Below are 11,802 nucleotides of genomic sequence, written 5' to 3' on the forward strand. Positions count from 1 at the left end.
AAAAAGCTGCTTTTCATGGGCTGCGAGTTCGGCCAGCCCGAAGAATGGAACCACAACGGAGAGCTGAACTGGCACGCGGCCAGCCAGCCGATGCACCAGGGTGTGCAGGCGTTGGTGCGCGATCTGAACGCGCTGTATCGCGACACCCCCGCCCTGCACGTCAAGGACGCCGAACCCGAGGGGTTCCAGTGGGTCGCGACCGATCCGGCGCAGTCGACCTATGTCTGGGTGCGCCGCGGCGATGCGAGCGATCCGCCGGTGGTGGTGGTCTGCAACTTCACCCCGGTGCCGCGTCCCGGTTTCCGCATCGGCGTGCCGCAGGCGGGCCACTGGCGCGAGGCGGTGAACACCGACGCCACCGCCTATGGCGGCAGCGGCATGGGCAATCTGGGCGGCGTCACGGCGGACGGGGAACCGCAGGACGGTCAGCCGGCTTCGATGGCTGTGACCCTGCCGCCGCTGTCCGTGGTGATCTTCGTGGCGGCAGGCTGAATTCATGAGGGAGGAGAGGACCATGGTGGAAACGCAACGGCTGACGCGCCGGGCGATGGCATTCGTGCTGGCGGGGGCCGGGCAGTCGCCTGAAGGAGTTGACCGACCGGCGCGTCAAGCCCGCCGTCTATTTCGGCGGCAAGACCCGCATCGTCGATTTCGCCCTGTCGAACGCGATGAATTCCGGCATCCGCAAGATCGCGGTCGCCACGCAATACAAGGCCCACAGCCTGATCCGGCATTGCCAGCGCGGCTGGAACTTTTTCCGCGCCGAACGCAACGAATTCCTGGACATCCTGCCCGCCAGCCAGCGCACGTCCGAGGATCACTGGTACCGCGGCACGGCTGATGCGGTGACCCAGAACATCGACATCGTCGACGATTACGACGTCGACTACATCATCATCCTGGCGGGCGACCACATCTACAAGATGGACTATGAGATCATGCTGCGCGAACACGTGGCCAGCGGGGCGGATGTCACCGTGGGCTGCCTGACCGTGCCGCGGATGGAGGCCACGGCCTTTGGCGTGATGGACATCGATGCCACGGGCCGGATCGTGTCGTTCCTGGAGAAACCTGCCGACCCGCCCGCCATGCCCGGTGCGCCGGACAAGGCGCTGGCGTCGATGGGCATCTATGTCTTCAACTGGGCGTTCCTGCGCGACCTGCTGCTGCGCGATGCGCAGGACCCGAATTCCAGCCATGATTTCGGCACCGACCTGATCCCCGACATCGTCAAGAACGGCAAGGCGATGGCGCACCGGTTCGACACCTCCTGCGTCCGCGATCCGGGTGCGCCGGCCTATTGGAAGGACGTGGGCACGGTCGACGCCTTCTGGCAGGCCAACATCGCGTTGACCGATTTCACGCCCGATCTGGACCTGTGGGATACGGAATGGCCGATCTGGACCTATTCCGAAAGCACCCCGCCCGCCAAGTTCATCCATGACGAGGCCGACCGCCGCGGTGTGGCCATATCGTCGATGGTGTCGGGGGGCTGCATCATCTCGGGGACCGAGATCCGCAATTCGCTGCTGTTCACAGAGGTGCACACCAACAGCTACGCGGTCCTGGATCACGCGGTGGTACTGCCCTATGTCACCGTGAACCGCCATGCCCGGCTGCGCAACGTCGTGATCGACAGCCGCGTCATCATCCCCGAGGGCTGATCGTCGGAGAGGACCCCGAGGCCGACGCCCGTTGGTTCCGCGTCAGCGAGGGCGGCGTGACCCTGATCACCCAGGACATGCTGGACCGGCGGGCGGCATCCCTGTGATGCGGGTGCTGTCGGTCGCCTCGGAAATCGCCCCCCTGGTCAAGACCGGGGGGCTGGCCGATGTCACGGGCGCGCTTCCCGCCGCGCTGGCCGGCGTGGGCGTCCAGATGCGCAGCCTGGTCCCCGGTTACCCGGCGGTGATGGCCGCCCTGCAGGAGCCCGAGGCCGTGCACGCGTTCGAGGACCTGTTCGGCGGCCCCGCGGTCCTGCTGCAGGGGCGGGGCGCGGGGCTGGACCTGCTGGTGATCGACGCACCCCATCTGTATGGCCGCCCCGGCAATCCCTATCTGGGCCCGGACGGCGCGACTGGCCGGACAACCCCGAACGCTTTGCCGCGCTGGCTTGGGTCGGGGCGCATGTCGCGGCCCATGGCGCGGGCGGCTGGCGTCCGCAGGTGCTGCACGGGCATGACTGGCAGGCGGGCTTCATGACCGAATACCTGCCGCGCATGGGCGGGGGCGACGTGCGGACGGTGCTGACCATCCACAACATCGCCTTTACCGGATCGACCGATCCGGGGCGGCTGCATTCCCTGCGCCTGGACCCCGCACGGTTCTACAGCGAGGGATACGAATTCTGGGGCGGCATCTCGGCGCTGAAGGCCGGGCTGATGGGCGCGGATGCGCTGACGACTGTGTCGCCCAGCTATGCGGACGAACTGATGACGGCTGAATTCGGCATGGGCCTGGACGGGGTCATGCGCCACCGGCAGGCGGCCCTGACCGGCATCCTGAACGGCATCGACGAACAGGCCTGGGACCCCGCCACCGACCCGGCGATCGTGGCGTTCGCCGACCCGGCGGGCAAGGCCGCCGCCAAGGCTGCGCTGCAGGCCGAACTGGGCCTGCCGCAGGCGGACGGGCCGCTATGCGTGATCGTGTCGCGAATGACCCATCAGAAGGGGCTGGACCTGGTGCTGGAGACGCTGCCCGCGCTGCTGGCGGCGGGGGGGCAACTGGCGGTCCTGGGATCGGGCGATCCGGGCTTGGAACAGGCGTTCCGGCAGGCGTCGGCGGATCCGAACGTCGCCGTGCGCATCGGCTATGACGAGGCGTTCTCTCATCGACTGATTGCGGGGGGCGACGCGATCCTGGTGCCGTCGCGGTTCGAACCCTGCGGGCTGACGCAGATGTACGGCCTGCGCTATGGCACCATCCCGGTCGTCGCGCTGACCGGGGGGCTGGCCGACACGGTCATCAACGCATCGCCCGCGGGGCTGGCGCGCGGCGTGGCCACGGGCATCCAGTTCGCGCCCGTCACCGCCGTGGCGTTGCGCGGTGCGCTGATGCGGCTGGCGACCCTTTACGCGGACCGGGACACCTGGTCCCGGATGCAGGCCAACGCCATGGCCCATCCCGTCGGGTGGGGGCAATCGGCCCGCGCCTATGCCGATCTCTATGCAAGGCTGACCGACCCGTCATGACCCAGACCATCGCGATGACCGCAGGTCACCCCACGCCTCTGGGCGCGACCTTCGATGGTGCCGGGGTGAACTTTGCGGTGTTCTCCCAGCACGCCGAACGGGCCGTGCTGTGCCTGTTCGACGAACGCAACCGCGAGACGCGGGTCGATCTGCCCGAACGCGACGGCCATGTCTGGCATGGCCATATCGAGGGGCTGCGTCCCGGCCAGAAGTACGGCTTTCGCATGCACGGCCCCCATCGCCCGCACGAAGGTCACCGCTTCAACGCGAACAAGCTGCTGATCGACCCCTATGCCAAGCGGCTGACGGGGCGGCCCGCGGCGCATGACGCGTTGATGGGGTACAAGGTCGGGCACCACGATGCCGACCTGTCATTCGATCGCCGCGACAGCGCGCAGCACATGCCGAAATCGGTGGTCGTCGACCCCAGCTTTGCCTGGGGCGACGACCGCGCCCTGCACCGGCCCCTGTCGGAAACGGTGATCTACGAGGCGCATGTCAAGGGACTGACCGCGGGGCGCACCGACATCGCGCATCGCGGCAGCTATCTGGCGATGGCGTCCGAACCCGTGCTGGACCACCTGACGCGGCTTGGCGTCACCGCGATCGAGCTGCTGCCCGTCCACGCCTTTGCCGACGACCGCTTTCTGACCGACAAGAAGCTGACGAATTTCTGGGGCTACATGTCCTACGGGTTCTTCGCGCCCGAACCGCGTTACATGCAGACGGGCGACATCGCGGAATTCCAGCAGATGGTCGCCCGGTTCCACAAGGCCGGAATCGAGGTGATCCTGGACGTCGTCTACAACCACACCGCCGAAGGCAACGAACTGGGCCCGACCCTGTCGTTCCGCGGGCTGGACAACGCGTCCTATTACCGCCTGGCCGAGGATCGGCGGTTTTATGTCAACGACGCGGGCACCGGCAACGTGCTGAACCTGGACAGCCCCTTCACGCTGCGGCTGGTCATGGATTCGCTGCGCTATTGGGTGCAGGTGATGCATGTGGACGGGTTCCGGTTCGACCTGGCATCGGTGTTGGGCCGGACGCGGGGGGTGTTCGACCGCGACGCGCCGCTGTTCCGCGCGATCCGTCAGGACCCGGTGCTGAACCGGGTCAAGCTGATCGCCGAACCCTGGGACATCGGGCCGGGCGGGTACCAGCTGGGCGCATACCCCGCGCCCTTTGCCGAATGGAACGACCGCTATCGCGACCAGATCCGCGGGTTCTGGCGGGGCGATCCGGGCCTGATCGGCAAGCTGGCCAAGCGCGTGGCGGGATCGGCCGCGCGGTTCGACCATGACGGTCGCCCGGCGACCAGTTCGGTGAACTTTGTCGCCGCGCATGACGGATTCACGCTGATGGACACGGTCAGTTTCAACGACAAGCACAACGAGGCCAATGGCGAGGAAAACCGCGACGGCCACAACCACAACCTGTCCGACAACATGGGCGCCGAGGGCCCGACCGACGACCCCGCGATCACCGCCGCGCGCGACCGCCGCCGCCGCAACCTGATCGCCACGCTGATGCTGTCCCAAGGCACGCCGATGCTGCTGGCGGGCGACGAGTTGGGCAACAGCCAGGGCGGCAACAACAACGCCTATGCCCAGGACAATGCAACGGGCTGGGTCGATTGGGACGACGCGGACCCGGCCTTTCTGGACTTCGTGCGGCGCGTCATCGCGTTCCGGCGCGCGCATCCGATCCTGCGGCAAAAGCGGTTCCTGCACAGCCAGCCGCGCGAACAGGACGGGCTGCCCGACCTGTTCTGGCGTCGTGCCGATGGCGCGGCGATGTCACCCGACGACTGGAACGACCCCGACCACCGCCTGCTGGCGGCAGAGATGCGCATGGCGTCGGGCACCCCCGCCTATGCCGCCTTGCCGGGGGCGGTGTTCCTGGTCTTCAACAACGGCCCCGACGCGCAGGTGCGCCTGCCCGACGCACCGCAGGGTCAGTGGCGCCGCCGTCTGGACAGTGCGCGCGACGACGACCCGGACCTGCCCGCCAATGACGTTGAATCCATTGCCGCCGACAGCGTCGCGGCCTTTGTCCTGACCACCCCGAGCGTATCATGACCCAAGCCCCCTCGATCTTTGACATGCGCCTTGCGCGCAGCGCGCCCGACCTGTGGCCCGTGCTGGAACGCCTGTACGGCGAACGGCCCGATTTCGACGCCTTTCGCGCCGAACTGGAGGCCGCGCTGCGCGAAGGATGGGCCGCGCGTCCCGCCGACCTGAAACGCCTGGACCTGGCCCGCGATCTGGAACCCGACTGGTTCCAGCGCTCTGGCATGGCGGGTTATGTCTTCTATATCGACCGGTTTGCAGGGACGCTGTCGGGGGTGCATGACCGGCTGGATTACCTGCGCGATCTGGGGATCAGCTATGTCCACCTGATGCCCTGCCTGATGCCGCGTCCGGGCGACAGCGACGGCGGCTATTCGGTGATGGACTATCGCCAGATCAATCCGGCTTACGGCCGCATGTCGGACCTGACGCGGCTGGCGGGGGGGCTGCGCGACCGGGGCATGTCGCTGTGCGTCGATCTGGTGCTGAACCACACGGCGCGCGAACATGACTGGGCGCGACGCGCGGCGGCGGGCGATCCGGCCTATCAGGACATGTACCTGATGTTCGACGACGACACGCTGCCCCGCGCCTATGAACAGTCGCTGATCGAGATCTTTCCCGAAACCGCGCCGGGCAGTTTCACCCACCACCCGAATTCGGGAAATGGGTCTGGACCACGTTCAACGACCATCAATGGGACCTGAACTGGGCCAATCCGCGCGTCTTCCTGGAGATCGTGCGGATCATGCTGAATCTGGCCAACAAGGGCGTCGATGTGCTGCGCCTGGACGCGGTGGCCTTCATGTGGAAGCGCATCGGCACCACGTGCCAAAGCCAGCCAGAGGTGCACCTGATCCTGCGCGCGCTGCGCGCCTGCACCCGGATTGCCGCCAATGCAGTGATCCACCTGGAGGAGGCCATCGTCGGCCCGGCTGAGATGCTGACCTATTTCGGGCGCGGCGAGCATGACGGGCGCGAGGGCAACCTGTGCTATCACAACAGCCTGATGGTCCAGTACTGGTCGGCGCTGGCCACGCGCGACACGCGGCTGATGACGCATGTGCTGGCCACGCATTTCCCGCCCGTGCTGACCAACGCGACCTATGCGACCTATATCCGCTGTCACGACGACATCGGATGGGCGATCACCGATGAGGACGCAGGCGCCCTGGGCCTGTCGGGCGCCGCGCATCGCGCCTTCCTGTCGGATTTCTATGACGGCAGCTATCCGGGCAGCTTTGCCCGCGGCGTGCTGTTCCAGCAGAACCCGGACACCGGCGACAAGCGCATCGCCGGCAGCTTTGCCGCGCTGGCGGGGCTGGAGGCCGGTCTGGCCGCGGCCGATCCGCTGGCCATCGACCGGGCCGTGGACCGCATCCTGCTGGGCCATGCGCTGATCGCGTCCTTTGGCGGCATTCCCCTGATCTACATGGGGGACGAACTGGCGATGGTGAACGACCACGGCTATCGGGACGTGCCGGAGCACGCCCATGACAGCCGTTGGATCAACCGTCCCGCGATGGACTGGGACCGCGCCGCCCGCGCCAGCGCCGACCCGGACACGCCCGAGGGGCGCGTTCTGCACGGCACCCGCGCCATTCTGGCCGCGCGCCGGTCCTGCGACCGCCTGCATGGCGGGCATCCGACCGAAATTCTGGACTGCGGCAACGCCGCGCTGCTGGCATTCGCACGCCGCGCCCCTCAGGGCGGCATTCTGTGTCTTTTCAACTTCACGGAAAGCTGGCAACAGATCAGCGGCGATTGGTTGCGCTTTCAAGGCGTGACGGACATGCGCGACATCCTGTCCGATGCGACGGTGACGCTGCATGACGACATGCTGGCTTTGCCGCCCTATGGCCGCGTCTGGTTGTCCTGATTTTCCCAAGCCCATGAGGCCGCATTTGACCCATTCCCTGTCGGCACAGGATCTGCGCGACCAGATCCTGCATCATCTGACCCACACCCAGGGTCGCGGTCCCGAATTCGCAACCGTTTTCGACTGGCGCCTTGCCGTCAGCTATACGGTGCGCGACCTGATGGTCGGCCCCTGGGTCGGCGCCATCCGCGCCGCCCGCGATCAGGGGGCCAAGCGGGTCTATTACCTGTCGATGGAATTCCTGATCGGCCGCATCCTGGGCGATGCGATCATCAACCTGAACCTGGAACCCGCCATGGGCGAGGCGCTGACCCTGCTGGGTCTGGACGAACAGGTGATCCTGGACGACGAACCCGACGCGGCACTGGGCAACGGCGGCCTGGGGCGTCTGGCGGCGTGCTTCATGGAATCGCTGTCGTCGCTGTCCTGCCCGGCCTTCGGCTATGGCATCCGCTACGAACACGGCCTGTTCCGCCAGCGCTTCGAGGGCGGCCAGCAGGTCGAGACCCCCGAGGACTGGCTGAACCAGCCGCATCCGTGGGAATTCGTGCGCATCAACTACAGCTACGAGATCGGGTTCAAGGGCCATGTCGACACGGTCGACGGGCACGCCGTCTGGCATCCGGGCGAAAGCGTCGTGGCGCGCGCCTATGACACGCCGGTCATCGGATGGGGCGGGGACTGGGCCAACAGCCTGCGGCTGTGGGGCGCGCACCCGACCACGCTGCTGGACTTGAAACGCTTCAACGCGGGCGACCACACCGCCGCTGCCGAACCCGAGGCGCTGGCCCGCACGCTGTCGCGCGTCCTGTATCCGGACGACACCACGGAATCGGGCAAGGAGCTGCGGCTGAAGCAGGAATATTTCCTGACCTCGGCGGCGCTACAGGACATCCTGGCGCGGTTCTTGGCGGAACATGGCGACCTGGCGATCCTGCCCGACAAGGTCGCGATCCAGCTGAACGACACCCACCCCGCCATCGCCGGGCCGGAGCTGATCCGCCTGTTGATGGACGTGCACGGGATGGCCTTTGATCGCGCGCAGGATCTGGCGCGCCGGACGCTGAACTATACCAACCACACCCTGCTGCCCGAGGCGCTGGAGCGGTGGTCGACCTGGCTGATGGGCCGCGTCCTGCCGCGCCACATGCAGATCATCCAGATGATCGACGAGGATCACCGCAAGACCACCAACCGCCCCACCCATATCGGCATCGTGCATGGCGACCAGGTCCATATGGGCGAGCTGGCGTTCATCATGGCGGGCCGCGTGAACGGCGTGTCGGCGCTGCACACGGAACTGGTCAAGGACACGGTCTTTGCCGACCTGCACAAGCTGCATCCTGACCGGATCGTGAACCAGACCAACGGCGTGACCCCGCGCCGCTGGCTGCGCATGTCGAACCCGGCGCTGACGCGCCTGCTGGACGACACCATCGGCACCGGCTGGACCAAGGACCTGGACCAGCTGACGGGCCTTGAGGCGCATGCCGGCGACGCGACCTTCCTGGAGCATCTGCACGCCGCCAAGCGCGCCAACAAGGTCGCCCTGTCGGACGGGCTGCTGGCCGGACTGGGCGTCAAGGCCGACCCGGACGCGATCTTCGACGTGCAGATCAAGCGCATTCACGAATACAAGCGCCAGCTGCTGAACGTGCTGGAGGCGATCGCCCTTTGGAAACGCATCCATGACAGCCCGAACGGCGACTGGACGCCGCGCGTCAAGATCTTTGGCGGCAAGGCGGCGCCGGGATACTGGCTGGCGAAATCGGTGATCCACCTGATCAACGACGTGGCCGCCAAGATCAACAGCGACCCGGTCACGTCGAAATACCTGCAGATCGCCTATCCGCCGAACTATAACGTCTCGATGGCCGAGGACCTGATTCCGGCCGCCGATCTGTCCGAACAGATCAGCACCGCGGGCAAGGAGGCGTCCGGCACCGGCAACATGAAGTTCACGATGAACGGCGCGCTGACCATCGGCACGCTGGACGGCGCCAATGTCGAGATCCGCGAACATGTGGGGGCCGAGAACTTCTTCCTGTTCGGCCTGACCGCCGAGGAGGCTGCGGCCGAAAAGGCCCGCCCCGGCCATGCCCGCGCCGCCATCGAGGCGTCCGAGGACATGAAGATCGCCCTGCAGCTGATCGCCGAGGGGCGGTTCGGCCGTGCCGACAGCTATTACACGCTGCTGGACCGGACCTGGAACGACGACCCGTTCCTGGTCGCGTCCGATTTCGACGCCTATTTCGCGGCACAGCGCGCGGTGGACCGCGCCTATGCGGATCAGGCGGGCTGGGACCGGATGGCGGCATTGAACATCGCGCGGTCGGGGTTCTTCTCCTCGGACCGGACGATCCGGGGATACATGCGCGACATCTGGCACGCGGTGCCGGTGGTGCCGGCATAAGGCAAAAGGCCCCCGTCACCGGGGGCCTTTTTCGTTTCAGGCGCGGAACCGCTGCGCCGCGGGCAGGTGCTGCATCAGCAGATAATAGGTCACGCCCGCCGGGATCAGGCTGGCATACCAGCTGATCCCCGAAAAGATCAGCGCGACGACCACGCCCACCACGGTCGCGATGACCGCCGCCGGGTTCCAGCCGCGATAGGGGCCTTCGGCGTCGTAATGATGGTCCAGGTTCAGCGTCTGGCGGCGGATCACGTAATAGTCGACCACCAGGATCGCGAAGATCGGCCCCAGGAACGCGCTGTAGGTCTGGATGAACAGCCCCAGCCCCGCCGCGGATTCGTCGCGCACCAGCAGCCAGGGGAAGGTCGCGAAGGCCAGAAGGCCCACGATCACCGCCGCCGCCTTGAACGGAAGCTTGAACACGTCCATCATCGCATAGGCGGGCGGCACCACGTTGTTGAGAATGTTCGTCGTCACCTGCGCGAAGGCGATGAACAGCAGCGTCACCACCAGCAGGATCGGGTTGTCCACCGCACTGGAGAAGACCTTGATCGGGTCGACCTCGCCGGTGGCGGACGACACCATCAGGCCGATCATCCCCATGAACAGCGTCGCGGGCAGGATCGAGTTGGCATAGATCGCGACCTGCCGTACGGACCCCACGCGATGCTGCAATTCGCGCGAATAGTCCGACACGTTCAGCATCATCGTGGAATAGACGCCCAGGAACAGCATCGTGGCCCCCCAGAACGGCGCGCCCCAAGTGCCTTCGGCCTGGATCAGGTTGGTGCTAATCTGGTCGCCGTACTGGTTGATCACGCTGAAGAACATATAGATCAGCGCGCCGATGATGAACACGGCGCCGATGTTCTCCAGCCACTTGATGCCGTGAAAGCCCAGCACCGACAGGCCGATCTGCAGGAACTGGAAGCCTACGAAGAACACCCAGATGTTGGAGTAGCCGAACATGGTTTCGGAAACCAGGTTCAGGGCGCCGGCGCCGATCCAGCTTTGAAAGCCGTACCAGACGATCGCCGGGACCGAGCGGACCAGCGCGGGCAGCCGCGTTCCGGCAAAGCCGAAGGACGACCGGGCCTGCACCATGAAGGGGATGCCGTACTTGTGCCCCGCGCGCCCGTTGATCATCAGCGCCAGCCCGATGACGGTGCAGCCGATGGTGATGGCCGTGATGGTCTGGATCAGGTTCAGCGTGCCCACCAGCCCCGATCCGACGGTGAAGGTGCCGATGCTGACGCAGCCGCCCAGCCAGGCGAACAGATAGGACCAGGGGTCCATGATGCGGGTGGTCTGGGGGGCAAGGCTCTCCTCGCCCGGTTTCTTGTCGTCTATGGCGTGTGGGGCGTGATCGGTGATCGTTCCGGTATGGGTCATGGGGGATACTCCCTGTGTGGAGATGGCGGATTTCTTATTTTTGGATTGGGTGCGCATAGGCCCCGATCTTGGAGGTCAGCAGCCCGGCGCCGACCAGCGCCTCGGCGAACTTGGTGGCGACGGTCACGCCGTCGATGACGGGAATGCCCGTCTCGTGGCTCAGCCATTCGGTCAGGTCGGACATGCCGGCGCATCCCAGAACGACCGCCTCGCAGCGGTCCTCCTCGATGGCGCGCAGGATTTCGGCACGAACCAGTTGGCGTGCATTCGATCCGGGCTCTTCCAGGGCCAGGACCGGAATTTCCGCCGACCGGACGCGACGGCACTGGTGGTCAAGGCCGTACTTGCGCACCAATTCCTCGATCACCGGGACGGAGCGGGGCAGGGTGGTGACGATGGAGAACGACGTGGCGATCATGCTGGCGGCCTTGATGCCCGCCTCGCAGATGCCCAGCACGGGGCCGGTCGCGACTTCGCGGCAGGCGCCGATGGCGGGGTCGTCGAAACAGGCGACCACGATGGCGTCGGCACCCTCGGCCTGGGCCTGCTGCACCTCGCGCAGCAGGTGGGCGGCCGACATCACCTCGTCGAAATGGCCCTCGATGCTGGCGGGGGCGCCGTGGGCGGTGCGGCCATCGACCTCGGTGCCGGGGGCGGCCACCGCGCGGGCCGATGCCAGGATCTTGTCGGTCATCGATACGGTGGAGTTGGGGTTGATCACGACCAGCTTCATTGGCGTCTCCGTGTTCCTGTGTCGCCCTATTGTTACCAGACATTGTTAACAATCTATAATCATATTTTTCTGCCGCCTTTAAGGGCGGAACAATGTTGCGAAGGCCCAAGGAAGGTGCA

At 66.4% G+C, this 11,802-nt stretch carries 7 protein-coding genes and 2 pseudogenes; 7 read left to right on the top strand and 2 right to left on the bottom strand.

The window, feature by feature from the left end; genetic code table 11:
* The 7 genes and pseudogenes from TY51_RS01935 to TY51_RS01960 all read left to right on the top strand — a co-directional run.
* The coding region (locus tag TY51_RS01935) for an alpha amylase C-terminal domain-containing protein (RefSeq protein WP_042245176.1) at positions 1 to 492 on the top strand (492 nt) is incomplete at its 5' end.
* 55 nt (positions 493 to 547) lie between these two features.
* Positions 548 to 1,771, top strand: a pseudogene (gene glgC, locus TY51_RS01940) (glucose-1-phosphate adenylyltransferase).
* Positions 1,771 to 3,194: pseudogene (gene glgA, locus TY51_RS01945) on the top strand (glycogen synthase GlgA). The pseudogenes glgC and glgA overlap by 1 nt, the downstream one beginning before the upstream one ends.
* Entirely contained in the window at positions 3,191 to 5,275 is a 2,085-nt protein-coding gene (glgX, locus tag TY51_RS01950) for a glycogen debranching protein GlgX (RefSeq protein ID WP_042245178.1), read from the top strand. The pseudogene glgA and the gene glgX overlap by 4 nt, the downstream one beginning before the upstream one ends.
* On the top strand, positions 5,272 to 5,973 hold the full coding sequence (locus TY51_RS23870; protein ID WP_156117831.1) for an alpha-amylase family glycosyl hydrolase: 702 nt from the start codon (positions 5,272 to 5,274) through the stop codon (positions 5,971 to 5,973). The genes glgX and TY51_RS23870 overlap by 4 nt, the downstream gene beginning before the upstream one ends.
* Before the next feature lie 29 nt (positions 5,974 to 6,002).
* Complete coding sequence (locus TY51_RS23875) at positions 6,003 to 7,145, top strand: alpha-glucosidase C-terminal domain-containing protein (RefSeq protein WP_373960248.1); 1,143 nt, start codon at positions 6,003 to 6,005, stop codon at positions 7,143 to 7,145.
* Positions 7,146 to 7,170: 25 nt separating this feature from the next.
* Complete coding sequence (locus TY51_RS01960; protein WP_231558857.1) at positions 7,171 to 9,558, top strand: glycogen/starch/alpha-glucan phosphorylase; 2,388 nt, start codon at positions 7,171 to 7,173, stop codon at positions 9,556 to 9,558.
* A 36-nt stretch (positions 9,559 to 9,594) separates the two neighbouring features.
* On the opposite strand, the gene TY51_RS01965 is transcribed toward TY51_RS01960, so the two are convergent.
* Both TY51_RS01965 and TY51_RS01970 read right to left on the bottom strand, forming a co-directional pair.
* Entirely contained in the window at positions 9,595 to 10,950 is a 1,356-nt protein-coding gene (locus TY51_RS01965; RefSeq protein ID WP_042245181.1) for an NCS1 family transporter, read from the bottom strand.
* A gap of 34 nt (positions 10,951 to 10,984) precedes the next feature.
* Complete coding sequence (locus tag TY51_RS01970) at positions 10,985 to 11,683, bottom strand: aspartate/glutamate racemase family protein (protein ID WP_042245183.1); 699 nt, start codon at positions 11,681 to 11,683, stop codon at positions 10,985 to 10,987.
* Between the last annotated feature and the right edge of the window lie 119 nt (positions 11,684 to 11,802).

Source organism: Paracoccus sp. PAMC 22219, from assembly GCF_000787695.1.
Lineage (GTDB): Bacteria > Pseudomonadota > Alphaproteobacteria > Rhodobacterales > Rhodobacteraceae > Paracoccus.